General features: G+C 72.2%; 25 protein-coding genes. 11 read left to right on the top strand and 14 right to left on the bottom strand.

The genetic code is table 11. The annotated features are described in order from the left end of the window. Positions 1-155 precede the first annotated feature (155 nt). Complete coding sequence (locus ACA514_RS21320; protein WP_375042947.1) at positions 156-947, bottom strand: IclR family transcriptional regulator; 792 nt, start codon at positions 945-947, stop codon at positions 156-158. Between the two features lie 45 nt (positions 948-992). Here ACA514_RS21320 and ACA514_RS21315 point away from each other — a divergent pair, with 45 nt between their 5' ends. The 4 genes from ACA514_RS21315 to ACA514_RS21300 are packed head-to-tail and all read left to right on the top strand — an operon-like array spanning position 993 to position 4,897. Further along, positions 993-2,162, top strand: coding sequence for a cupin domain-containing protein (locus ACA514_RS21315; protein WP_375042946.1), 1,170 nt, complete (start codon positions 993-995; stop codon positions 2,160-2,162). After that, a complete protein-coding gene (locus ACA514_RS21310) occupies positions 2,162-2,992 on the top strand; it encodes a fumarylacetoacetate hydrolase family protein (protein ID WP_375042945.1) in 831 nt (276 codons plus the stop codon). The genes ACA514_RS21315 and ACA514_RS21310 overlap by 1 nt, the downstream gene beginning before the upstream one ends. After that, positions 2,992-3,621, top strand: coding sequence for a maleylpyruvate isomerase family mycothiol-dependent enzyme (locus ACA514_RS21305; RefSeq protein ID WP_375042944.1), 630 nt, complete (start codon positions 2,992-2,994; stop codon positions 3,619-3,621). The genes ACA514_RS21310 and ACA514_RS21305 overlap by 1 nt, the downstream gene beginning before the upstream one ends. A 22-nt stretch (positions 3,622-3,643) precedes the next feature. After that, positions 3,644-4,897 carry an FAD-dependent monooxygenase gene (locus ACA514_RS21300; RefSeq protein WP_375042943.1) on the top strand — a complete coding sequence of 418 codons (1,254 nt, stop codon included), beginning with the start codon at positions 3,644-3,646 and terminating at the stop codon, positions 4,895-4,897. 58 nt (positions 4,898-4,955) lie between these two features. Here the strand turns inward: ACA514_RS21300 and ACA514_RS21295 are convergent, their stop codons facing one another. From ACA514_RS21295 to ACA514_RS21285, 3 genes are read right to left on the bottom strand one after another with little or no spacing between them, the layout of a single operon-like run. Continuing rightward, positions 4,956-5,588 carry a 3-oxoacid CoA-transferase subunit B gene (locus ACA514_RS21295; RefSeq protein ID WP_375042942.1) on the bottom strand — a complete coding sequence of 211 codons (633 nt, stop codon included), beginning with the start codon at positions 5,586-5,588 and terminating at the stop codon, positions 4,956-4,958. Between the two features lies 1 nt (position 5,589). Then, positions 5,590-6,285 (bottom strand): 3-oxoacid CoA-transferase subunit A, encoded by a 696-nt coding sequence (locus tag ACA514_RS21290; RefSeq protein WP_375042941.1) that lies wholly within the window; start codon positions 6,283-6,285, stop codon positions 5,590-5,592. Beyond that, a complete protein-coding gene (locus ACA514_RS21285; protein ID WP_375042940.1) occupies positions 6,282-7,478 on the bottom strand; it encodes a thiolase family protein in 1,197 nt (398 codons plus the stop codon). The genes ACA514_RS21290 and ACA514_RS21285 overlap by 4 nt, the downstream gene beginning before the upstream one ends. A gap of 71 nt (positions 7,479-7,549) precedes the next feature. Between ACA514_RS21285 and ACA514_RS21280 the strand changes: the two genes are divergently transcribed. Next, complete coding sequence (locus tag ACA514_RS21280) at positions 7,550-8,446, top strand: LysR substrate-binding domain-containing protein (protein WP_375042939.1); 897 nt, start codon at positions 7,550-7,552, stop codon at positions 8,444-8,446. Between the two features lie 72 nt (positions 8,447-8,518). Here ACA514_RS21280 and ACA514_RS21275 read toward each other — a convergent pair whose 3' ends face one another. Then, a complete protein-coding gene (locus tag ACA514_RS21275; protein WP_375043122.1) occupies positions 8,519-8,791 on the bottom strand; it encodes a MerR family transcriptional regulator in 273 nt (90 codons plus the stop codon). A gap of 732 nt (positions 8,792-9,523) precedes the next feature. Here ACA514_RS21275 and ACA514_RS21270 point away from each other — a divergent pair. The 3 genes from ACA514_RS21270 (at position 9,524) to ACA514_RS21260 (ending at position 10,754) form a co-directional block, all read left to right on the top strand. Next, the gene (locus ACA514_RS21270; RefSeq protein WP_375042938.1) at positions 9,524-9,913 is read left to right on the top strand and encodes an STAS domain-containing protein; all 390 of its coding nucleotides are present in this window, start codon (positions 9,524-9,526) and stop codon (positions 9,911-9,913) included. A gap of 14 nt (positions 9,914-9,927) precedes the next feature. Continuing rightward, positions 9,928-10,326, top strand: coding sequence for an STAS domain-containing protein (locus ACA514_RS21265; protein ID WP_375042937.1), 399 nt, complete (start codon positions 9,928-9,930; stop codon positions 10,324-10,326). A 131-nt stretch (positions 10,327-10,457) separates the two neighbouring features. Further along, the gene (locus ACA514_RS21260; protein WP_375042936.1) at positions 10,458-10,754 is read left to right on the top strand and encodes a hypothetical protein; all 297 of its coding nucleotides are present in this window, start codon (positions 10,458-10,460) and stop codon (positions 10,752-10,754) included. A gap of 42 nt (positions 10,755-10,796) precedes the next feature. On the opposite strand, the gene ACA514_RS21255 is transcribed toward ACA514_RS21260, so the two are convergent. From ACA514_RS21255 to ACA514_RS21220, 8 genes are all read right to left on the bottom strand, one after another. After that, positions 10,797-11,192, bottom strand: coding sequence for an STAS domain-containing protein (locus tag ACA514_RS21255; RefSeq protein WP_375042935.1), 396 nt, complete (start codon positions 11,190-11,192; stop codon positions 10,797-10,799). Between the two features lie 67 nt (positions 11,193-11,259). After that, positions 11,260-11,667 carry a DUF5994 family protein gene (locus ACA514_RS21250; protein ID WP_375042934.1) on the bottom strand — a complete coding sequence of 136 codons (408 nt, stop codon included), beginning with the start codon at positions 11,665-11,667 and terminating at the stop codon, positions 11,260-11,262. A 244-nt stretch (positions 11,668-11,911) separates the two neighbouring features. After that, the gene (gene ligA / locus ACA514_RS21245; protein WP_375042933.1) at positions 11,912-13,903 is read right to left on the bottom strand and encodes an NAD-dependent DNA ligase LigA; all 1,992 of its coding nucleotides are present in this window, start codon (positions 13,901-13,903) and stop codon (positions 11,912-11,914) included. Between the two features lie 89 nt (positions 13,904-13,992). After that, a complete protein-coding gene (locus ACA514_RS21240; protein WP_375042932.1) occupies positions 13,993-15,186 on the bottom strand; it encodes a cytochrome P450 in 1,194 nt (397 codons plus the stop codon). Between the two features lie 50 nt (positions 15,187-15,236). Beyond that, positions 15,237-16,073 (bottom strand): mycofactocin-coupled SDR family oxidoreductase, encoded by an 837-nt coding sequence (locus tag ACA514_RS21235; protein WP_375042931.1) that lies wholly within the window; start codon positions 16,071-16,073, stop codon positions 15,237-15,239. A gap of 37 nt (positions 16,074-16,110) precedes the next feature. Further along, positions 16,111-16,605 (bottom strand): (2Fe-2S)-binding protein, encoded by a 495-nt coding sequence (locus ACA514_RS21230; RefSeq protein WP_375042930.1) that lies wholly within the window; start codon positions 16,603-16,605, stop codon positions 16,111-16,113. Then, the gene (locus ACA514_RS21225) at positions 16,598-17,473 is read right to left on the bottom strand and encodes an FAD binding domain-containing protein (RefSeq protein ID WP_375042929.1); all 876 of its coding nucleotides are present in this window, start codon (positions 17,471-17,473) and stop codon (positions 16,598-16,600) included. The genes ACA514_RS21230 and ACA514_RS21225 overlap by 8 nt, the downstream gene beginning before the upstream one ends. After that, positions 17,470-19,821, bottom strand: a complete 2,352-nt coding sequence (locus tag ACA514_RS21220) for a xanthine dehydrogenase family protein molybdopterin-binding subunit (RefSeq protein WP_375042928.1) — start codon at positions 19,819-19,821, stop codon at positions 17,470-17,472. The genes ACA514_RS21225 and ACA514_RS21220 overlap by 4 nt, the downstream gene beginning before the upstream one ends. A gap of 168 nt (positions 19,822-19,989) precedes the next feature. On the opposite strand from ACA514_RS21220, the gene ACA514_RS21215 reads away from it, so the two are divergent. Continuing rightward, a complete protein-coding gene (locus tag ACA514_RS21215; RefSeq protein ID WP_375042927.1) occupies positions 19,990-20,589 on the top strand; it encodes a TetR/AcrR family transcriptional regulator in 600 nt (199 codons plus the stop codon). A gap of 85 nt (positions 20,590-20,674) precedes the next feature. Here the strand turns inward: ACA514_RS21215 and ACA514_RS21210 are convergent, their stop codons facing one another. Next, positions 20,675-22,159, bottom strand: a complete 1,485-nt coding sequence (locus ACA514_RS21210) for an aldehyde dehydrogenase family protein (RefSeq protein ID WP_375042926.1) — start codon at positions 22,157-22,159, stop codon at positions 20,675-20,677. A gap of 307 nt (positions 22,160-22,466) precedes the next feature. Between ACA514_RS21210 and ACA514_RS21205 the strand changes: the two genes are divergently transcribed. Further along, the gene (locus ACA514_RS21205; RefSeq protein WP_375042925.1) at positions 22,467-23,231 is read left to right on the top strand and encodes a carboxymuconolactone decarboxylase family protein; all 765 of its coding nucleotides are present in this window, start codon (positions 22,467-22,469) and stop codon (positions 23,229-23,231) included. A 2-nt stretch (positions 23,232-23,233) separates the two neighbouring features. Further along, entirely contained in the window at positions 23,234-23,902 is a 669-nt protein-coding gene (locus tag ACA514_RS21200; RefSeq protein WP_375042924.1) for a TetR/AcrR family transcriptional regulator, read from the top strand. The last annotated feature ends 4 nt before the right edge of the window (positions 23,903-23,906 follow it).

The raw sequence follows: 23,906 nt of genomic DNA, 5'->3' as shown, positions 1-23,906 counted from the left end.
GGACGAGGCGGGAGGGGTGGGCGGCGTCTCGGTAGACCTTGTGGGTGACGGGGCGGCCCACCGGGAGGGGCTGAGCCGCGAGGAGATGCTCGAGGAGCTGACCGACAGCTGGTTCGGCCTGCTCGGCGCCCGCTGACCGCCCGGCCGCCCCGGCCTTACCGTGTCAGATCGCGCTCCAGCCCGTCGGCCACCGTCCGCAGCGTGGCGACGAGCGCGGGCAGCCGCTCCTTCTCGTAGCGGGCGCCCGGCATCGACACCGAGAGGCCGGCCACGACCTCGCCGTCCGGTGCGTGCACGGGGACGCCGATCGCGACCACGCCCCGCTCGGAACGGCCCTGGTTGACGACGAACCCGTTGCGGCGCACCCGCGCCAGCTCCGTCCGCAGGGCGTCGAGGTCGGGCCGGTCGTCCGGGTACTGGTCGTAGCGCTCGGCCGCATAGAGCGTCTCCAGCTGGTCGGGCGGCAGCTCGGCGAGGAGTAGCAGGCCGGCGGTGGTGCGGTGGGCGGGGAACACCATGCCCTCGCGCGAGCCGACCCGCAGCGCCTGCCGCGACTCGGCGCTGGCGATGAAGCGCACCGTGTCGCCGGTGCGGACGGTCAGGTTGGCGGACTCGCCGAGCAGCTCGACCAGCCGTTGCAGGTGCGGCAGCGCGGCGGCCCGCAGCCGGGCCGCGGCCGACTGGGAGTGGGCGGCGAGCTCCAGGACGGGGCCGACGCGGTAGGCGCGGTCGGCGTCGCGGACGGCGAAGTCGCGGTAGACGAGCATGGCGAGCAGCCGGTGCGCGGTCGAGTTCGCGACGCCGAGCCGCTGTGCGACCTCGCTGACCGTGAGCGGGCCCTCCAGTTGCAGCATCGTCGCGATGCGCAGCGCGTTGTCGACGCTCCTGATCGCGTACGGCGGCGGTGCCTTGAGCGGCTTGTCCACCCGGTCCCCGATTCTGGACAACAGAATTTTCTCTTCTTCACAGCGTACAAGCAGGACGATTCCCCCATGACCAGCACTCCAGCCGACGCTCTCGCGGCATCCTCGGCGGACTCGCCCGTGCAGCTGCGGGCTGTCGAGGCGCCCGGCCAGCCGGACGCCACCCCGGAGCTCGAAGACCTCTACCGCGGCTTCGAGGCCGAACTGCTCGTGCCGCTGTGGACCGAGATCGGCGGCCTGATGCCGCCCCATCCGCGCTCCAGCGCCGTCCCGCACGTGTGGAAGTGGGACCGGCTGGTCCGCCTCGCCGAGCGGGCGGGCCGCATCGTCCCGGTCGGCCGCGGCGGCGAGCGCCGCGCGATCGCGCTGGCCAACCCGGGGTTGGGCGGCCGTCCGTTCGCCACCCCGACGCTGTGGGCGGCGATCCAGTACCTGATGCCCGGCGAGGACGCGCCCGAGCACCGCCACACCCAGCACGCCTTCCGCTTCGTCGTCGAGGGCTCCGGCGTGTGGACGGTCGTCGGCGGCGACCCCGTGCCGATGAACCGGGGCGACTTCCTCCCGCAGGCCGGCTGGAACTGGCACGCCCACCACAACGCGACCGACCGTCCGATGGCCTGGATCGACGGCCTCGACATCCCCTTCCAGTACCTGACCGAGGCGCAGTTCTTCGAGTTCGGGCGGGAGGAGATCTCCGACGCCGAGCGCATCACGCCGGAGCGGTCCCGCTCCGAGCGGCTCTGGGGCCATCCCGGGCTGCGCCCGGTCGGTGTCGGCCACACCGCGCCCGGCTCGCCGCTGCTGTCCTACAAGTGGGAGCACACCGACCGGGCGCTGGCCGACCAGCTCGCGCTGGAGAAGGACGGGCACGCCGCCACGGTCGAGCCCGGCCACGCCGCCGTCCGGTACACCAACCCGGCCGACGGCACCGACGTGCTCCCGACCCTGCGCGCCGAGTTCCACCGGGTGGCGCGGGGCGCCGAGACGGTCCCGGTCCGCGAGACCGGCTCCAGCGTCTACCAGGTCTTCGACGGCTCCGGCACGGTGACGGTCGGCGGCCGGACCTGGTCGGTGACCCGCGGCGACCTGTTCGTCGTGCCGTCGTGGGAGCCGTTCTCGGTGCGGTCGGAGGCCGGACCGTCCGACTCCGACTCCGGGGCCCTCGACCTGTTCCGCTTCGGCGACGCCCCCGTCTTCGAAGCCCTCAAACTCCACCGAACCGCCAAGGACGACGCCTGATGAAGCTCTCCACCATCCGCACCGCCGCCGGTACCCGCGCCGTCCGCCTCGACGACGGCGGGCTCGTCGACCTCGGGTACCCCGACCTCGGCGCCCTCCTGGCCGAGCCGGACTGGCGGGCGAAGGCCGCGGACACCGCCGGGACGGTCCACGGCCTGGAAGGCGCCGACTTCGCGCCCGTCGTGCCCCGCCCGTCGAAGGTGATCTGCGTCGGCCACAACTACTCCAACCACATCAAGGAGATGGGACGGGAGCTCCCGGCGTACCCGACGCTGTTCCCGAAGTTCGCCGACTCCCTGATCGGCGCGCACGACGACATTGTCAAGCCCGCCGAGACCGACGCGCTCGACTGGGAGGTGGAACTCGCCGTCGTCATCGGCGAGGAGGTCCGCCGCGCCGACGACGCGCAGGCCGAGGCGGCGATCGCCGGGTTCACCGTCATGAACGACGTCTCGGTGCGCGACTGGCAGTTCCGCACCATCGAGTGGACCCAGGGCAAGATCTGGGACTCCTCGACCCCCGTCGGCCCCTACCTGGTCACTCCGGAGGAGGTCGGCGGCGTCCGTCCCGCGCTGCGCGTGCGGACGGTGGTCGACGGCGAGGAGATGCAGTCCGACGACACCGGCACGCTGCTGTTCGACCCGGTCTTCCTGGTCAAGTACATCTCCACGATCATCACGCTGCGTCCCGGCGACCTGATCGCCACCGGCACCCCGGCCGGCGTGGGCCACGCCCGCGACCCGAAGGTCTACCTGACCGGCGGCGAGACGGTCGTGACCGAGGTCGAGGGCCTCGGCGCGTGCACCAACCGCATCGTCAAGGACGCCTGATGGCCCGCACGCCCGCCGACGCCCTCCGCTGGATGCAGGACGGCACGAAGCTGTTCCTCGACGCCGCCGGAGGCCTGACCGAACCGGAGTACGACGCCCCGAGCCTCCTGCCCGGCTGGACCCGCAAGCACCTGGTCGCGCACGTCGCGGCGAACGCCGACGCGCTCGGCAACCTGGTGCACTGGGCGGCCACCGGCGAGAAGACCCCCATGTACGCCTCGCCGGAAGAGCGCGCGGCCGGCATCGAGCGCGGCCCCCGGATGAGCGGTGCCGAGCTGACCGGCCGGCTGACCTCCTCCTGCGCGGCGCTGCGGACGGCGATGGACGCGCTCACCGACCGGCAGTGGCAGGCCGAGGTCGTCACGGCGCAGGGCCGCGGCGTCCCCGCCACCGAGGTGCCGTGGCTGCGCTCGCGGGAAGTCCTCGTCCACGCCGTCGATCTCGACCGGGGAATCTCCTTCGCCGACCTGCCGGGCGGCTTCCTGGAGGCCCTCGTCACCGAGATCGCCGCCAAGCGGAAGCCGGCCGCCGCGACCCTGCCGGACGGGCCGCTGCCCGAGGTGGCCGCCTGGCTGGCCGGACGGCCGCACGCCCTCGCCGGCGCCCCGGACCTCGGTCCCTGGCTCTGACGCGTCCGGGAAGGAAGACACCATGATCGACCCTGATGTGATCGTCGTCGGCGGCGGCATCGGCGGGCTGGGCGCCGCCTACGCCCTGACCCGCCGGGGCCTCGCCGTCCGCGTGCTCGAACGGGCCGCCGCCTTCGGCGAGGTCGGCGCCGGCATCCAGCTCGCCCCCAACTGCACGCGCATCCTCGACGACTACGGCCTGCTGGACGAGGCCCGGAGCCTCGGCGTCCGGCCGGACGCGATGATCATGCGCGACGCCGTCGACGGCACGGAGCTGACCCGGCTCGACCTGCGCGACCTGGAACGCCGCTACGGCTTCCCCTACCTGGTCATCCACCGCAGCGACCTGCACGCCATGCTTTTGCGCGCGTGCGAGCGCGCCGGCGTCGACCTGCGGACGTCGCAGCAGGTGACCGCCTACGAGAACACCCCGGACGGCGCGCGGGTGACGCTCGCCGGCGGCCGCGCCGAGGAGGCGCGGATCGTCATCGCGGCCGACGGGCTGCACTCGGTGGCGCGCAGGCTGCTGGTGGACGACGAGCCGGTGTCGTCGGCGTACGTCGCCTACCGGGGCACCACGCCGGCCGCGAGCGGCCGGGCGGCGGACGTCGACCTGTCCGAGGTCGTCGTGCACGTCGGCCCGCGCTGCCACTTCGTCCACTACGGGCTGCGCGGCGGCGAGCTGCTCAACCAGGTCGCCGTCTTCGAGTCGCCCAAGGCGCGCGCCGGCGAGGAGGACTGGGGCACGCCCGACGAGCTGGACGCCGCCTTCGCGCGGACCTGCGACTTCGTCCGCGGCGGCCTGCCCGACATGTGGCGCGACCGCTGGTGGCGGATGTACGACCGCGATCCCGTCATGACCTGGGTGAACGGCAACATCGCGCTGCTCGGCGACGCCGCCCACCCCCCGCTGCAGTACATCGCCCAGGGCGCGATCATGGCGATCGAGGACGGCTGGGTGCTCGGCGAGCACGTCGCCCGCCACCTCGCCGAAGAGGGCTGGCCGGCGGTCCTCGCCGCCTACCAGGCCGTCCGGCCGGAGCACTGCCGCCGGGTCGTCACCACCTCCCGCGCCTGGGGCGAGCTGTGGCACCTCGACGGGCTCGCCCGGCGGCAGCGGAACGTCCTGCTGCGGCAGCGCGACACCTACGACTACACGTTCGTGGACTGGCTCTACGGGCCGACCGCGCTGGACCCCGCCGACGAGCCCCCGATGTTCACGCCGATCCCGCTGTCGTCCGCGAAAGCGGACGCGCTCACCGGCATCGGCGGCTGAGCCCGGTGTCGGGCCGGCGGGCTCGGCCGCCGGCCCGACACCGGACCATCCCGGCCGTTCAGGCGCCCTTGAGGGGGACGGGCACCCGGTCGCGGAGCTCGTCGACCGTGATGCCGAAGGTCTCGCGGACCGCCGCCCCGTCCGGGCCCACGTCGATGACGGCGACGTCGGTGTAGACCCGGCTGACGCAGCCGACCCCGGTCAGCGGGTAGGTGCACGCGGGCACCAGCTTCGACCGGCCCTCCTTGTCGAACAGCGTCATCATCACGAAGACCTGCTTGGCGCCGATGGCGAGATCCATCGCGCCGCCGACGGCCGGGATGGCGCCCGGCGCGCCGGTGCTCCAGTTGGCGAGGTCCCCGGTGGCCGACACCTGGAACGCGCCCAGCACGCACACGTCCAGATGGCCGCCGCGCATCATCGCGAACGAGTCCGCGTGGTGGAAGTACGACGCCCCGGGAAGCTCGGTCACCGGGACCTTGCCGGCATTGGTGAGATCGGGGTCGACCTGGTCGCCGGTCGCGGCCGGCCCCATGTTGAGCATGCCGTTCTCGGTGTGCAGCACGACGCCGGAGCCGTCCGGGAGGTGGTCGGCGACCTTGGTGGGGCGGCCGATGCCGAGGTTGACGTAGGAGCCCGCCGGGATGTCGCGGGCGACGACCGCGGCGAGCTCGTCCGGAGTGAGGGACATGTCAGCGCGCTCCTTGGACGGTGTAGTGGCGTTCCTCGACCCGCACCACCCGGTCGACGAAGATGCCGGGCGTGACGACCGCCTCCGGATCGAGGTCCCCGGCGGAGACGACCCCGCCCACCTGCACGACCGTGGTGGTCGCGGCCGTCGCCATGACGGGGCCGAAGTTGCGGGCGGTCTTGCGGTAGACGAGGTTGCCCATCGTGTCGGCGCGGTGGGCGCTGATCAGCGCCACGTCGCCCTTGATCGAGTACTCCAGGATGTGGACGCGCCCGTCGATCGTCCGGGTCTCCTTGCCCTCGGCCAGGGGGGTGCCCACGGCGGTCGGGCAGTAGAACGCGCCGATGCCCGCGCCCGCCGCGCGCATCCGCTCGGCGAGGTTGCCCTGCGGCACGACCTCCAGCTCGATCTTCCCGGACCGGTACAGCCCGTCGAAGACGTGGGAGTCGCTCTGCCGGGGGAACGAGCAGATCACCTTCCGGACGCGCCCGGCCTTGAGCAGCGCGGCCAGCCCGACGTCCCCGTTCCCGGCGTTGTTGGACACGATGGTGAGGTCCTTCGCGCCCTGCCGGATCAGCCCGTCGATGAGGTCGAACGGCATGCCCGCGAAGCCGAAGCCGCCGACCAGGACGGTGCTGCCGTCCTCGATCCCGCGGACGGCCTCGTCGACGCTCTCCAGGATCTCCGCCCGGCTCATGCCCCCGCCTCCGCGCCGTTCACGCCCGTGTTCTCCAGGACGACGGCCAGGCCCTGCCCGACGCCGATGCAGATGGCGGCGACGCCCCAGCGCTCGCCGCGCTCGCGCAGCACCTTCGCGAGCGTGCCGAGGACGCGGGCGCCGCTGGCCCCGAGCGGGTGGCCGATCGCGATCGCGCCGCCCCTGGTGTTGACGATCTCCGGGTCGATTCCCCAGGCGTCGACGCAGACCAGCGACTGGACGGCGAAGGCCTCGTTGAGCTCGACCGCGCCCACCCGGTCCCAGCCGATCCCGGCCCGCGCGAGGGCGCGGTTCGCCGCCTCGACCGGGGCGTACCCGAACTCCTGCGGGTCGAGGGCGAACGCGCCCCGTCCGGCGATGCGCGCGATGGGCTCCAGGCCGATCCGGTCGGCGGCCTCGGCGGAGCCGAGCAGCAGCGCGGACGCGCCGTCGCTCAGCGGCGAGGCGTTGCCGGCGGTGATGGTGCCGTCCGGGCGGAAGCTGGGCTTGAGCCCGGACAGCTTCTCCAGCGAGGTGTCGGCGCGGATGCCCTCGTCCCGCTTCAACCCTTCGACGGGGACCACGATGTCGTCGTAGAAGCCCTCGTCCCACGCGGCCGCCGCGAGCCGGTGCGAGCGCAGGGCGAACGCGTCCTGGCGCTCGCGGCCGACGCCGTACTTCTCCTGGAGCAGCTCGTTGGCCTCACCCAGGGAGACGGTCCACTCCTTCGGCATGCGCTTGTTCACCAGCCGCCAGCCCAGCGTGGTCGAGACGGCGGTGAGATCGCCCGCGGGGAAGCCCTTGGGCGGCTTCGGCAGCACCCACGGCGCCCGGGTCATCGACTCGACCCCGCCGGCCAGCACCACGTCGGCGTCGCCGGTCTCGATCGTCCGGGACCCGGTCATCGCCGCGTCGAGGCTGGACCCGCACAGCCGGTTGACGGTCGTCCCCGGCACGCTCGTCGGCAGCCCGGCGAGCAGCGCGGCCATCCGGCCGACGTTGCGGTTCTCCTCGCCCGCACCGTTCGCGTTCCCCCAGACGACCTCGCCGATCGCCGCGGGGTCCAGCCGGGGCGCCCGCTCCAGCAGCGCGGTGATCACGCCCGCCGCGAGGTCGTCGGGCCGCACGCCCGACAGGGCGCCGTTGAACCGCCCGAACGGGGTCCGGACGGCCGAGTACAGAAAGGAGCTCATGCCCCGAGGCTAGGTGACCTCCCTTGATACAGTGAAGTATCAATATTCGCTCCCATTGATATGCAGCAAATATGGATCTACGTCACCTGCGGTACTTCGTCGCCGTCGCCGAGGAACTCCACTTCGGCCGCGCCGCCGAGCGGCTCAACATGGCCCAGCCGCCGCTGTCGCAGGCGATCCGCCGGCTGGAGAGCGACCTGGGCGTCGAGCTGCTCCACCGCAGCACGCGCCGGGTCGACCTCACCGACGCGGGCCGCGGCTACCTGGCCCGCGCCCGCAGGATCCTCGGCGAGGTGGACGAGGCGGCGCACGAGGCCCGCCGGATCGCGGCCGGCGCGGTCGGCCACCTCACGATCGGCTGCGTGGGCTCGGCGACCTACAGCCTGCTGCCCGCCCTGTCCCGCGGCCTCTCGCTCGAGCTGTCCGGAGTCGACTTCTCCTTCCGCGGCGAGATGCTGGTGCCCGACCAGGCCGCGGCCCTGCGGACCGGTGCGATCGACCTGGCGCTGCTGCGCCCGCCGATCGCCGACCTCTCGCTCACCGTCCTGCCGCTGCGCCGGGACCGGCTCGTCGTCGCCGTCCCCGCCGACCACCCCCTGGCCGCCCTCCCGCGCATCGGGGTCACCGACATCGCGCACGCCGACCTCATCGTCCACTCCGCGGACCGCCGCTCGGTGATGTACGACGTCGTGCTCGGCCTCTTCCGCGACGCCGCCGCCGAGCCCCGGATCCGCCACGAGGTCGGCGAGACCTCCACCCTGGTCACCCTCGTCGCGGGCGGCCTCGGCGTGGCCGTCGTCCCCGAACCCGTGACGGCCCTGGCCCTGGACGGCGTCGTCTTCCGCCCGCTGGTCCGGCCCGCCGTGAGCGTCGACCTCGCGCTCGCCCACCGAACCGACCGCACGGAGACCCACCTCGCCCGAGCCGTCGCCGTCGTCCGGCAGATCGTCCGAGGCACGCCAGCGTGAGCCCACCACAGTCGCCCGCCAGGGGCGCGCGGTTCCGCGGCGGCCCTGGCAGGACAGCCGTGCCCCGTCCGGCTACTCCGGGTGCGGGGAGGTGCGCTCCTGCTGCAGTTGCGCGTTGATGCGCTGGGCTTCGGCGAGTTGGTCTTCCAGAATGATGATGCGGCAGGCCGCCTCGAGGGGGGTTCCCTGGTCGACCAGGTCGCGGGCACGTTGCGCCATGCGCAGCTGGTAGCGGGAGTAGCGGCGGTGGCCGCCGGAGGAGCGTTGCGGGACGATCAGCCGGGAGGTGTCGAGGCTGCGCAGGAACGCGGGGGTCACGCCCAGCATCTCGGCGGCGCGGCCCATGCTGTAGGCCGGGTAGTCCTCGTCGTCGAACTTGTCCTCGAGTGCGCCTGCGAGCGCGCCTGTACGCGGGTCGTCCTGGTGTGACTGGTCGCCGGCGCGGGCCGACTCGGTTGCGTTCACTAAACCTTCCGTACTGCCCTCGGTCGGCAGCGACGACAACAGGGGCCCCGGCGCCAGACTGCGGCGCCGGGGCCCAGAGGTACAACACCATCTACCGGCTCTGACGAACCGGTCTTCCACGTCGGCCGCCCAGACGGGGGCGGCGTCGCAGGGATCGCGGATGTGTGACCGTAGACCACCGTCCAATCCGTGGAGCTGCGGTACCCGTGCGGCGTGACTGGAGCCTGCAGCGGGCGATCCCGATGGCGTCGAACCCTCCTTTCCTCGACATCACTACCGGTACTACGTGTTTCTCTGAGTACTGCGTTTTCCTGCGTTGTGTCGCTCACCGCGGCCCGTTGGCCGCGGTGCCGGCCGGCTGCCGGAGCCCCTTCCACTGCGTTGGCCCCGGCACGCCCGGTCGGCGTCATCCATACGTTCCGGCAGTTCGTCCTCTGCCGCCTCTCATGGACTCGTCTCTCTTCGATGACAGGAACACTACCCGGCCTCGGTTCGAAAATCTACCTCGATCACTACAGAGTTTCGTAGATCACATTCCCTGCTTCCCTGCATCGATCATGAGTGCTCCGGCCGCGCGGGGGTAGACCGTCCGGCACTTGGAGGTGAGACGGGATGACGCAGATGGCCGCTTCCCGGGAGGGAGCCCCTCAAGGCCGGTTGCGGGTCCAGATCGAGCACGCCGCGTCCTGCGCGGTGGTGCACGTCCATGGAGAGATCGACGTGTTCACCGCCGGCGAGCTGCGGGAGCGGGCGATCGCGACGACCGCCTCGCTCAGCCGGCCGCGGATCGTGCTGGACCTGGACCAGGTGACCTTCTGCGACTCGTCCGGGCTCAACACCCTGGTCGCCATATGGAAGACCGTCCGCTCCCACCGCGGGGACCTGGTCGTGGCCCGGCCGCCGGAGGTGTGCCGCAGGATCCTGGCCCGCACGGGCCTGGACCAGCACATCGGGGTCAGTCCCACCGTCCGGCACGCCATCCACCGCATCGCTCCCCACTGACGGGGGTGTCCGCAATGGGCTTGACCGTGAAAAGCCGGTTCGCGCCGGACGGTGCCGGTCTGGCCGTCGTGTCGCTGGCCGGTGACCTGGACGTCGCGTCCGCCTCCGAGCTGCGCGGTCACCTGGCCGCTCTGCTCGGCGACGGCGCCGACCATCTCATCCTGGACTTCGCCCGCGTCGAGTTCGTCGACTCCAACGGCCTCAGCGTGCTGGCCGGCCTGCACCGCCTCCTCCAGCCGTCACAGCAGGCGGACGACCGCGGCGATCAGGCGGGCACGCTCGCCGTCGCGGCGGTGAACCAGCGCGTTCGCCAGGTGCTGCGGACCACCGGCTTCACCCGAATCATTCCGATCTATCCCTCGGTGGAGGCGGCCGTCGTGATCCACCAGGCCGGGCCGCACGGGCCCGGCTGACCGGAACGGCCCTGCCGATAGCCCGGTACCGGGCGGATAACCGTTCGCCCCCGCACCGGTGAGAGCGGGAAGGAGCACCGTATGTTGGAGTGGTGGGGGCCAGGACTCCCCGGTACAGGGAGGTGAGCCTCATGAGCGGGACGATGCCCGAAGTGTGGATCATGGCGGCCGACGGGGATCTGATCCGGGCCGATGCGATCGTGATCCTCCGGCTGGACAAGACCGGCCGGCTGACCGTGCAGCTGCGCGACGAGGCGAAGGTCAGCGTGACGTTGCTGGAGGGCTCGACGGGCGGCGCGAACCCGCCCGACGACTTCCACCGCCGGCTGATCCGGACGATCGCCGAGGTCGCGGACTCCGGCAGCCCGCAGTTGATCAGCGCCCGGCCCGCGGACGGCGGCTGGCAGTGGGTCAGCGAGCCCCTGTAGCCGGGCACGGCCGCCGGCGCCGGTGCCGGTGCCGTGCGGTCGTCACGCCGCGGACTCGATGCCTCCATGCGGAGTCAGGGGGGTGCGGAACACCCGGTCCAGCCCGGTGAGGTGGAGGAGTTCGGCGAGCTGCCCGCCGGGTGCGTCGAGGCGGACGGTGACGCCCAGCGCCGCGGCGCGGTGCAGGGTGCCGACCAGGACCGCGAGCCCGGTCTCGTCGCCGGACGGCACCCCGCTGAGATCGAGGGTCAGTAGCCGGCCGCAGTTCCGCAGCACGCCGATCAGGTCCTCGCGCAGCGCCGGTGCGGCCGCCGCGTCCAGGGCGCCGTGCAGCGCGACGATGGTGTGGGCCGGGCGCCGGTGAGCGGGCATCGCCACTTCGGCGGGAGCCTTGGCCGCGGCCCCGGCAACGGCGGCGGCGGTGATGAAGGTGGTCATGGTGGTCTCCGATGACGGAAGGGGTCCCGGCCTGACGGCGGCCGGGGAGCCGTGCGGAAGCGCGGGCTCAGGGCCGGGCGGTGGAGATGTCGCAGGAGGCCAGGATCTCCGCCGGCAACGCGTCGCCGGTCCCGGCGGCGGCTTTGGCCAGGGCCTCCTCCGCGCAGGAGCGGGTCGTCTCGGGCGGGACGACCAGGAGCAGGACCGGCTCCGCCCGGCCGCAGGTGACCGCGACCATGCGGTCCAGGTGGGGCAGCCAGCCGACCCTGATCTCCCGGTCCAGGACCGTGATACGGAGCGGGACGTGGTCCCAGTCGTCGAAGTCGATGGTGAGGCGGGTGACCATGCCCAGCCTCTCGACGAGGGCGATCACCAGCTCGGGGAGTTCGGCGGCCGCGTCGCGCGAACGGGGCCACCAGCCGCCGTCCATGACTCCGCGTCCGGCGTCGCCCGGCGCGAACCGCAGCCGGGACATGGTCGGCGGCGGGAGCAGGGGCGAGGCGGAAGGATCCGTGGATCGGGCGCTGCGGGCCATGTCGAAGGCCCCATTCCCGGCCCGTCGCGGGCCGTGTCGCAGATCGCCGAGGACGGCGCGGGCCTGACGGCCCGCGCACGAAGCGCCTTCGGTACCACCAGACTACGCCAATGGACGCGTCCCGAGCGAGGACGCGAGGCTGCCGCCGCCCCCGCGCGGCGGCCTCGCGCCCCGGCGGACGCGTTCAGATGACGCCGGCTTCGGCCAGCCAGCGCCACAGTTCGTCCTGGTGGACGACCGTGACGCCGAGCTTCTCGGCCTTGCCGGTCTTCGCGGCGCCGACGTTGGCGCCGGCGAGCAGGTAGTCGGTGCTGGCGGAGACCGACGAGGCGGTCGCCGCCGCCGCCTGCTCGACCAGGCGGGTGACGTCCGGCCGGCTGATCTTCGCGCCGGAGCGCGGGTCGGTGAAGGCGCCGGTGATGACGACCGACCTGCCCTTGAGCGGCGAGTCGCCCGCGGCCGCCGCGTCGACCGGCCGGTCCTCGGGCAGCACGTCGAGGTTCACGCCGCGCTCGCGCAGCGCCGCGATCTCCTCCCGGACGTCCGCGCGGGCGAAGAAGGCCACGACGCTCTCGGCGACCTTCGGCCCGATGTCGCGGATCGCCACCAGGTCCTCGGCCGTCGCCGCCGCGATGTCCTCGATGCGCTCGTAGCCGGCCAGGCACAGCCGCTTGGCCGTGCCCTCGGAGGCCATCGGGATCGCCAGCCCGATCAGCGCGCGCCGCAGCCCCATGCCCGTGGACGACGCGATCGAGTCGACCATGTTCCGGGCGCTGACCTCGCCCATCCGCTCGTAGCCGAGGAGCTGGTCGGCCGTCAGGTCGTAGAAGTCGCTGCGGCGCTTGAGCACGCCGTCCTCGGCGAGCTTCTCGATCCAGACGTCGCCGACGCCCTCCATGTCGGCCGCCTGGCGGGAGGCCCAGTGCATCAGCCGGCGCGTCGCCTGCGCCGGGCACTGCAGGTTGAGGCACCAGCGCTCCTCGCCGGTGCCGCGGACCTCCAGCTCCGAACCGCACGACGGGCAGTGCGTCGGCGGGACGATCTCGACCTCGCTCCCGTCCCGCTTCTCCGGCAGCGAGCGGCCCGCGAACGGGATCACGTCGCCGCGCCGCACGACCGCGACCGTGTCGCCGATCCGCAGGTCCCGTTCGCGGATCAGCCGCGGGTTGTGCAGCGTGATGTTCTCCACGGTCACGCCGCCGACGAACACCGGCGCGACCTTCGCGCGCGGCGGGACGCGGCCGATCTTGCCGACGGGCCACTCGACCGACAGCAGCGTCGTCAGCTTCTCCTCCGGCGGGTACTTGAACGCGATCGCGCCGCGCGGCTCGGCGCTGTTGAAGCCCGCCGCGTCGAACGCCGCCGGCTCGTGCAGCCGCACGACCGCGCCGTCGATGTCGTAGTCCAGCCCGTCGCGGCGGCTCCCGATCTCGGCGATCGCGTCCACCACCTCATCGGCACCGGCGCACACGTACTGGGCGACCGGCTCGAAGCCCGCCGGAAGGTCCAGCGCGTCGCCGTCGCGGTCGGCGCCGAACGCATAGAACCGCAGCAGTCGCTTGGCCTGCGCGGCCGCCCCGGGGTCCTTCAGCACCAGCGTCCCGGCGGCGCCCGACCGCGGGTTGGTCAGCGTCTTGTCCGGGTGCGCCTCGTTGTAGGCGGCCCACACCGACCGCAGCATCACCGCCTCGCCGCGGACCTCGACGCGCCCGGGCGCCTGGATCTCGGCCGGCAGGCCCGGAATCACGTGGCGCACCTTCTCGGTCACCAGCTCGCCGACCGTGCCGGTGCCGCGCGTGGCGACGTAGTCGAGTTCGCCGTCGTTGTAGACGACGCTGAGCGAGAGCCCGTCGAGCTTCTCCGAGACGCGGAAGACCTGGCCGCCGAAGCGCTCGCAGAACGTGCGGATCTGCTCCTCGCTCGTCGCCTTCGCCAGCGACAGCATCGGGCGCGCGTGCCGCATGGTCGGGCCGGTCAGCTCCGCCGGCGCGTTGACCTTGCCGAGCGGGCTGTCGGCCGGTTCGAGCTCGGGATGCTCGGCCACGAGCGCCGCGAGCTCGTCCTTCAGCGCGTCGTAGTCCGCGTCGGGCAGCGGGCTGTCGCCGGTGCCGTAGTACAGGTCGTTCAGCCGCTTGACCTCGGCGGTCAGCTCGGCGATGCGCTCTTCAACGTCCACTCCTCGATTAAAGGCGATGGCACCGACATTGTCCGCCCCCGCCCGGCGCCCGCGCGCACGGCGCCGGGCGGAGGGGACCGGCGGCCCGTTCAGCCGAGGATCAGCGGGAGGGTCTCCCAGCCGCGGACGGTCGAGGTCTGCCCCAGCTTCGCGTTGTCCCAGTCCACCTCCCAGGCCGGGAAGCGCTTCAGGATCTCCTCCAGCGCGATCCGGCCCTCCAGGCGGGCCAGCGCGGCACCGAGGCAGTAGTGCCCGCCCAGGCCGAAGGTCAGCAGGTGGCCCATGCTGCGGTGGACGTCGAAGCGGTCGGGGTCGGAGTAGCGGTCCTCGTCCCGGTTGGCGGAGGCGACGATGAAGACGACGGCGCTTCCGGCCGGGACGGTGCGGCCGTGCAGCTCCACGTCCTCGGTGACGTACCGGGCGATGGAGTGCCCGGTCGGCTCGTAGCGCAGGATCTCCTCGATGGCGCCCGGAATCAGCGACGGGTCGGCCACCAGTTCGCGGCGGGCCTCGGGATGGCGCGCCAGGACGGCCCCGGCCCAGCCGATGAGCCGCCCGGTCGTCTCGTTGCCGGCCCCCGCGACGACCGAGACGTAGGTCAGCACCTCGTCGCGGGTGAGGGTGCGGGTCCGCCCGTTCTCGTCCTCGAACCGGGCGGTCAGCAGCTCGGTCATGAGGTCGTCGGACGGGTGCTCCCTGCGCCAGTCGATGTACTCGCCGAACGCCTCGGTGTTGAGCAGGGCGCCGCCGTCGAGGTCCATCTGCCCGCCGTCCTCGGTGCGGAGCGAGTCGTCGACCATGTCGCGGATCGCCGGCTGGTCGGCCTCGGGGATGCCGAGCAGCATGCCGATGACGCGCATCGGCAGTTCGGCGCCGACGGCGGCGACGAGGTCGAAGCCGTCCGCGCCGGTGAGGGGGTCCAGGGTGCGGGTGCAGAAGTCGCGGACCTTCGGTTCCAGCATGCCGATCCGCCGGGGGGTGAACAGCCGGGACAGCAGGCGGCGGTGGATGCCGTGGGTGGGCGGGTCCTCGAAGATGACGGTGCCCGACGGGATCTCCAGGCCGGACTGGACGATCTCCAGGATGTCCCCGCGCGCGGAGGAGAACGTCCGCCAGTCCGGCAGGCCGCGCTCGACGTCGGCGGCCCTGCTGAGGGCGTAGAAGTCGTGCTTCTCGTTGTAGTAGAGCGGCATCTCCTCGCGGAGCCGGCGGTAGACGGGGTAGGGGTTCTGGGCGATGCCCGCGTCGTAGGGGTCCCAGTAGATCTCGCCGCTGGTCTCCACCTTCTGCTCCTCCCGGACTTCTGCGGATCGCGGTCCTCGGTCTCGGGTGTTCACTTGAGCATCGCGCCGGCGTCGATCGGCAGGGGGACGCCGGTGACGTAGCGGCCCTCGTCCGAGACCAGGAAGAGGATCGCGTTGCTGATGTCCACGGGCTCGACCCAGGGGACCGGCAGCGTGTTCATCATTTGCGAGATCGGCGCCATGTCCTCGGCGGTCGGGTTCTCCAGGTCGGGCCGGAACATCCGGTAGGTCATGTCGTTCATCAGCATCGGGCTGTTGACCTGCGTGGGGTGCACCGAGTTGACCCGGATGCCGTGCTCCGCGAACTCGACCGCCATGCTGCGCATCAGCCCCACCACGCCGTGCTTGGACGCGATGTAGTTGCCGATGTTCGGATGCGACTTCAGCCCGCCGACGGAGCTGGTCAGCACGATCGCACCGCCGCGGCCGCCCTCGATGACGTGCGGGACGGCGGCCTTGACGGTCTGCCAGACGCCGGTGAGGTTGACGTCGATGGAGTCCCGCCACAGCTTCTCGCTCATCTTCTGGATCGCGTCGCCCGCGGCGGCGAGGCCGGCGTTGGCCAGGATGATGTCCAGCCGGCCGAACCGGCCCACCCCCTCGTCGACCGCCGCCTTCAGCGCGGCGTAGTCGCGCACGTCGGCCTGGACGGCGTGGATCCGCCGGCCAGCCTTCTCGACCTGCGCGACCGTCTCCTCCAGGTCCTCGGGGGTGGACATGGGGGTGGGCACGCTGTCGATCTGCTTGCAGACGTCGACGGCGATGATGTCGGCGCCCTCCTCCGCGAGGCGCACGGCGTGGCTGCGGCCCTGGCCGCGGGCGGCGCCGGTGATGAACGCGACCTTGCCTTCGACTCTTCCGGGCATGGTGTCTCTCCTTCTCGACGGTTGCGTCTGGGCGGCTTTACTCGGACGGGTCCTTCTCCGCCGCCGGTGGTCCGGCCGCCGCGCGGACGGCCTTGAAGATGCCCTGGTAGCCGGTGCAGCGGCACAGGTTGCCGGACAGGGCGTCCCGGATCTGCTCGTCGGTGGGGTCGGGGTTGGCGTTGAGGAACGCGGTGGCGGAGATGACGAACCCCGGAGTGCAGAAGCCGCACTGCAGGCCGTGGTGGTCGCGGAAAGCGGCCTGGACGGGCGAGAGCGTCCCGTCCGGGGACGCGATCCCCTCGATGGTCGTGATCTCGGAGCCGTCCGCCTGCACGGCGAACACCAGGCAGGCGCGGACGGCCTCCCCGTCGAGGAGGACCGTGCAGGCGCCGCAGACGCCGTGCTCGCACCCGAGGTGCGTGCCGGTCAGCCGGCAGTGCTCCCTGAGGTAGTCGGCGAGGGTGAGCCGGGGCTGCACCGTCCCGCGCCGCACGGCGCCGTTGACCTTCATCTCGATGTCGACGTCAGTCACCCTTGGCCTCCTCGACGGCCTTCTGCCAGGCCCGCGCGACCATGGCCGCGCCGACGCGCGTGCGGTAAGCGGCGGATCCGTGCAGGTCCGACGGGATGGACGCGAGCCGGGACACGGCGGTGCGGCCGACCTCGGCGGCGTCGATCCCGGCGGCTTCGGCGCCGGTCGCGGCGGCCTCCGCGGCCGGCGCCCGCTGCACGGCCGGGCCGAGCCCGAACAGGCCGATGCCGCAGCGCCGGACCCGGGCGTCCTCATCGAGTTCGACGGCGACGGCGGCGCCCGCCAGGGCGAAGTCCCCGCGCCGGCGGGCGAACTCCTCGACGGCGAACCCGCTGCGGGGCCCCCGGGCGGGGAAGGTGACCCCGGTGAGCAGCTCGTCCTCCGCCAGGCCGGTGCTCCACAGCCCGGTGAAGAACCCGGCGGCGGGGATCGTCCGCCGCCCCCGCGGCGAGAACGCCTCCAGCCGGGCGTCGAGGGCCAGCGCCACCGCCGGGTACTCGGCGGCGGCGTCGGCATGGGCGATCGACCCTCCGATGGTGCCGCGGCTGCGGATCTGGAAATGGCCGATCAGGGGAGTGGCGCGGGCCAGCAGCGGGACGCTCCGGGCGATCTCGGCGGAACGTCCGATCGCGGCCTGCGTCGTGCCCGCGCCGATCCGGACGGAGCCGTCGCGGCGCTCGATGCCGCGCAGGCCCGGCACGCGCCGCAGGTCGACCAGATGGCCGAAGACCGCCAGCCGCAGGATGAGCATGGGGGCGAGGCTCTGCCCGCCGGCGATGGCCTTGGCGTCCTCGCCCAGCTCGGCGAGCAGGGCGACCGCCTCGTCGAGGGACGACGGGGCGTGGTACTCGAACGACGCGGGCTTCATGAGCGGGCCCCCGACGAGGCGGCGTCGACCGATTCCACGATCGACGCGGGGGACAGCGGCAGCCGGGTGATCTTCACGCCGAGCGGCGCCAGCGCGTCGGCGACCGCGTTCGCCACCGCGGGCGGCGAGCCGATCGCGCCGCCTTCGCCGACGCCCTTGTAGCCGCCCGCTCCGGGCCCCGGGGACTCGACGTGTCCGTACTCTAGGGTGGGCACCTCGGTGCTGGTGGGCAGAAGGTAGTCCATGAAGGTCGTGGTGAGGGGGTTGCCGTCCTCGTCGTAGGCGAAGTGCTCGTAGAGCGCGCCGCCGATCCCCTGGACGGTGCCGCCCGCGATCTGCCCCTCCACCACATTCGGGTTGATCATCGGTCCGCAGTCCTCCGCGACGATGTACCGCAGCAGCTTCACCCCGCCCGTGACGACGTCGACCTCGCACGTGCACACGTGCGTCGCGTTGGCCCAGATCGCCATGCTCTGCGCCCGGTACCGGCCGCTGGCCTCCAGCCCGGGAGGCACACCGGACGGCAGGTGCTCCGGCTGGAAGTAGGCGATGGAGGCGATCTCGGCGTAGGACAGCCCCGCGTCGGGCGTCCCGCGGACGCAGGCCCGCCCGCCGGCCAGCTCGATGTCCCCGATGGCCGCCTCCAGGCGGTGCGCGGCGATCGCCGTGATGCGCTCCCGCAGGACCGACGCGGTCTCGGCGATGGCTCCGGCGGTCATCGAGCCGGACCGGCTTCCGCCGGTGCCGCCGCCGAACGGCGTGACGGCGGTGTCGCCCTGGATCGTGTTGACGTCGGCGATGTCCACGCCGAGGGCGTCCGCGGTGAGCTGGACGACGGTGGTCTCGATGCTGTTGCCGCTCGACCCGCCCGCCACGTACACGTTGACCTTGCCGGACGGCTCGATCCGGATCGTCGCGCCCTCGGTGGCGTGGAATCCCATGCCGCTGGTGGTCGGCTCGATGTAGGTGCACGTTCCGACGCCGAGGTAGCGGCCTTCGGCGCGGGCCCGCACCTGCTGTTCGCGGAAGGCCTCGTAGTCCAGGATCTCCAGTGCGCGCTCGAACGTCTCCAGCGGCGTGACCTCGGTGTAGGGCATCCCGTTGGGGTTGGTCAGCGGCAGCTCGTCGCGGCGCAGCAGGTTGCGGCGGCGCAGCTCCACCGGGTCGATCCCCATCTCCCGCGCCGCGATGTCCAGGAGCATCTCGCGCGCCAGCGACTCGAACTGCCAGGGGCCGCGGTAGGCGGTGCGGCCGGTGGTGTTGGAGAACACCGACTTGCAGGTGAACGTGGCGTCGGGTACCCGGTAGGGGCCGGGGAAGAGCAGCCCGACGACCATCGTCGTCTGCACCGGCCACGGCGTCGGGTAGGCGCCCGCGTCCTGCACATGGTCGATCGCGGCGGCCAGGATCCGGCCGTCCTGGTCGAACGCGATCCGGGCGTCGCCGTGCTCGTGGCGGCCCTGCCCGGCCGCGATGAGGTTCTCCTGCCGGTCCTCGATCCACTTCAGCGGCCCGGGCACCTTGCGCGCGGCGAGCATCACGCACATGTCCTCGCGCTGCGGCACGGCCTTCTGCCCGAAGCCGCCGCCGGTGTCGCGCATCACGACCCGGATGCGGTGCTCGTCCAGGCCCAGCAGCCGGCCGCAGAACAGCCGCGTCTCGTGCGGTGTCTGGGTCGACGCCCAGATCGTCATCTCGCCGCTGGAGGCCGACCACTCCGCGATCAGGCCGCGCGTCTCCATCGGCACGGCGGCGTAGGTCTGCTGGTAGATGGTCTCCCTCGCCACGTGGGCCGCCCGCTCGAAGAGCTCCGCGAGGTCGTCCGCCGGGCGCCCGGCGAGCTCCCCGGCGAGGTTGCCGGGATAGCCGGGGTGCACGCGCTCCGCGGACTCGTGCGCCGTCTTGTAGTCGACGACCGGCGGCAGCGGCTCGTAGTCGACGACGACCAGTTCGGCGGCGTCCTCGGCGAGGTAGCGGTCGTCGGCGACCACCAGCGCCACCGGATCGCCGACGAACCGCACCTCGCCCTCGGCCAGCGGCGGGCGCGGCGTGTCCGGCACGTCGGGGCCCATCAGCGAGTACCACGGCTCGTGCACGTCCGGGTTGAGGTCGGCCGCCGTGAAGACGGCGTGGACGCCCCGCAGCGCCAGCGCCTCGGAGGCGTCGACGCCGAGGACGCGGGCGCGTGCCAGCGGGCTGCGGATGAAGTGCGCGTGCAGCATGCCCGGCCGCACCACGTCGTCCACGAACGTCCCGTGGCCGGTCAGCAGCCGCGGATCCTCCACCCGAGGCGTCCGTGCGCCCGCGTAGCGGGCGGCGGCCGCAGGCCCGCTCACCGTTTCGCCCATGCCGGGACGCCGCCGGTCATCGCCGCCGGTCGATTGACGCGGGAAGGCGCGTTCAGTGCCATCAAGCAGTTTCTCCGTTCTGCTCGGAGGCCGATGGTTCGAAGGGCCGCATCCTGTGCTAAACGACTGTTTAACACCCGTGCCGTGGACCGTCAAGGAGACTGAGACATGAGTTCGCCTCGCCGTATGGGGCCGGAGAATTCCAAAACCCGATTCCTGCTGCTGGACATCGCCGAGCGGCTGATGCTGGAGGAGGGCTACGCCGCCGTCGGGATCCGGCGCGTGGCGCGGGAGGCCGACGTCACGCCGGCACTGATCCACTACTACTTCCGGACCCTGGACGACCTGTTCCTCGCCCTGATCCGGCGACGCTCCGAGCAGGAGCTGGAAGCCCAGACGCGCGCACTGGAGTCCGGCCGGCTCCTGCACTCCCTGTGGGCCTACAACAGCCATCCCAGGGGAGCCGCGCTGAACGTCGAATTCATCGCGCTGTCGAACCACCGCAAAGCGGTGCGCGCCGAACTCGTCAGCTATGCCGAACGAGCTCGCGAACTCCAGAAAGAGGCGCTCGCCAATTATTTGAGAGCACGCGGAATCGACCCCGAGGCTCTTCCTCCGCTCGCTCTCACCGTTCTGATATCGACGGTCTCCCGAGCCCTCACAATGGAGGACGCCATGGGGCTCACCATGGGCCATGACGAAGCGATGGCACTGGTCGAGGAATACCTTCAGAAGATCGACGGCGCTCCTGCCCCGGAGACGGAGTGAACCGTCCGAGGACACGAGGCGCAGGTCTGCCCCGGCGTGCCACGGCACGCCCGGCGGCGGCGCACGGGGACGCGTTGCCCGCATGTCACGCGCGGATGTAGACGTTCTTGGTCTGGAGGAACTCGAAGAGTCCTTCCCTGCCTCCCTCACGTCCGTTGCCGCTCTGCCCGTATCCTCCGAACGGCGCACCCGGCGGCTGACCCGAGACGCCGTTGACCTGCACGCTGCCCGACCGCAGGAGCGGCACGATCCGGTGCACCCGTGACACGTCGCGGGTCTGCAGGTAGGTGCCCAGGCCGTAGGGGGTCGAGTTGGCCAGTTCGACCGCCTCCGCCTCGCTGCCGAAGGGGATGACCGACAGCACCGGGCCGAAGATCTCCTGGTTGGCGGCCTCGCTCGCCGGGTCCGCATCGGCCAGGACCGTCGGCTCGATGAAGTAGCCGTCGCGCACGCGCGCCGGCAGGGACGACCGGTCGACGGCGTGGCCGCCGATCACGACCCGGGCGTCCTTCCGCGCCCGGTCGATCACCCCGAGGACGCGGTCGCGAGCGGCCTGGTCGATGACGGGGCCGACGGCCGTGCCCGGCTCGAACGGATCGCCGGTGCGCAGGTCCGCGACGCGCCGGCGGGTCGACTCGACCACCTCCTCGTACACCTCGCGGTGCACCAGCATCCGGGTGGCGAGATTGCAGCCCTGACCGGCGAGGATGTAGCACGACCGCACCGTCAGGGCGACCGCCTCGTCGAGGTCGGCGTCGGGGAACACCACGTTCGCCGACTTGCCGCCCAGTTCCAGCAGTACCGGCTTCAACGTGTGCCGGGCCGCGTCCAGGATCTTCTTCGCGGTCGGGATCCCGCCGGTGAACGACACCTTCCCGACGTCCGGATGGCGGACCAGCCGGTCGCCCGCCTCCGCGCCGCCGGGAAGGACGTGCAGGACCCCGGGAGGAAGGCCCGCCTCCAGGGCGATCTCCGCGAAGCGGGCCACCGTGTACGGCGCGAGCTCGGACGTCTTGACGACCACGCAGTTGCCCGCGGCCAGCGCGGGCGCCACCTTCATGCCGATCGACGTGATCGGCCCGTTCCACGTCACGATGACGCCGACGACGCCGTACGGCTCGGGGAGGGTGTAGTCGAAGCCCGTGTCGAGCACGGGGCTGAGCGGGATCGTCGCGCCCTCGATCTTGTCCGTCCAGCCGGCGTAGTACCCGAACCAGCCTGCGGCCAGATGCGCGAGCGCCGCCGACATCAGGGCGGGGGCGCCGATCTCGAGGGTGGTGAGGCGGCCGAGCTCGGGGACCCGGGCCTCCATCAGCTCCTCGACCCGCTGCAGGATGCGCCGCCGCTTGTCGGGCGACATCGACCGCCACCCGGGAGCGGCGGCCTTGGCCGCCGCGACCGCCGCGTCCACCTCCTGCGGCCCGCTCTGCAGGACGGAGCCGTTCACCCGGGCGGTCGCGGGGTCGACGTGGTCCGCCGCGTCCAGGGACGAGCGGTCGAGCCACGTGCCGTCGATGAGTGCTCCGGTGACGCCGAGGTCGTCGTCCGGGGTGGTCTGGGATGTGGTCATCGTGCGGATCCCGCCTTGTCCATAACGGCGCTCCGGTCCCGTCCGGCGGGTGTCGCCGCCGGGCGGAGGAGAGGAGAGTTTGCAGCTCTGAGAACCTCGCTACCACCAACGATGGCATCGAACCATGCCGCGAAGCCGAAGTCAACCGACTTAATATCCAGTCGCATACATCAGTGCAGTTCACAGGCCTAAGTCCGCACTGTTCAGTGCCGAAGTTCGATGCAGAACGTGATTCTCTTGTCTAGTGAAGTCCTGCGACTTAAAGTTAAGCTGTTCGGATTCTGCAAGGCCGACCGGAGGACGTGGCATGGGCAACGCACTCGCCGACAGGACGTATCGCGAGGTCATGACCCGGGAGGCGCCGGCACCGGCCACCCCGCTCGAGGCGGCGACCCGGGACTTCGTGTTCGGCGAGGTGTGGCGGCGACCCGGGCTGAGCCGGCGGGACCGCCGCTGGGTGACGCTGACCTGCGTCGGCGCGGCGGACGCGCCCGAGCCGATCGACGAGCACGTCTACGCCGCCCTCAACAGCGGGGACATGGAACTGGAGGCGATGCTCGAGTTCGTGCTGCAGTTCGCCGTCTACTGCGGCTGGCCGAAGGCCTCGCACATCGAAGGCGTGATCCGCCGGCAGTGGGCCCGCATCCTGCAGGAGCGCGGGGAGGAACCCGGTCCGCTGCCGGTGCTCGGCAACGAGACCCTGGGCATCGGCGACTGGGATGAGCGCATCAAGCGCGGCGCCGAGGAGTTCGTCGACGTCAACCTGATCCAGGCGCCGAGGCCCGAGACCCCGTACATCCATGCCGGGATCCTCAATTTCGTCTTCGGGCACGTCTGGCAGCGGCCCGGGCTCACCCGCCGCGAACGCCGCATCATCACCGTGGCGAGCGTCGCCGTCTGCGACTCGCCGACGCCGCTGCGGTCGCACGTCGGCGCCGCGCTGAACTCCGGCGACGTCTCCAAGGAGGAGATGGACGAGATCGTGCTGCAGTTCGCCGCCTACTACGGTTTCGCCAAGGGCGAGGCGCTCGGGAGCACCGCCGACGCGATATGGGCCGAACGGAGCCGCTGACCATGCCGGTCTCGACGTCGTCCACGAAAGCGGAGATCATCCGCGCCGCCGAACGCCTCTTCGCGGAGCACGGCATCGAGGGGGTGTCGCTCCGCCAGATCGGCGCCGAGGCCGGCAACGGGAACAAGTCGGCCGTCCAGTACCACTTCGGGAGCAAGGAGCGCCTGCTCCAGGCGATCTGCGAGCATCGCCTGCCCGACATCCACGAGCGGCGCCGGATACTCGTCGCCCAGCACCGCCCCCGCGACCTGCGGACGTGGGTCGAGTGTTACGTGCTTCCGCTCCTGGAGCAGGGCGAACGGGAGGGCAGCCGGTACCTCGCCTTCGTCACCATGCTGCGGCATCACAACCGCCAGGACGTGTTCGAGCGGCTGCCCGAGGAGTTCCGGGCGTCGACGCACGAGTTCGGCGAGCGCGTCGCGGCGCTGCTTCCGCACCTCCCCGAGCCGCTGCGGCCGCACCGCATCGGCCAGGTCGTGTCCTTCGGCGTGGACGCCGCGTCCGACCGTGAACGGGCCCAGGTGAACGGCTACCCGGTCGTGCCCTTCGCGCTGCACGTCGCGGACCTGCTCGACGGCCTCGTCGGATTCCTCCAGGCCCCGGCGTCACCGGCGGCGCTCGCCGCCCTGGAGGACGCACCGCCCGGTACGACCTGGCCGCCGTACCTCTGACGGC

This window comes from Actinomadura sp. NTSP31 (assembly GCF_041951385.1).
Classification (GTDB): domain Bacteria; phylum Actinomycetota; class Actinomycetes; order Streptosporangiales; family Streptosporangiaceae; genus Spirillospora; species Spirillospora napierensis.
Note: the sequence above shows the minus strand (reverse complement) of the source record. Positions and strands in the feature narration are given on the sequence as shown.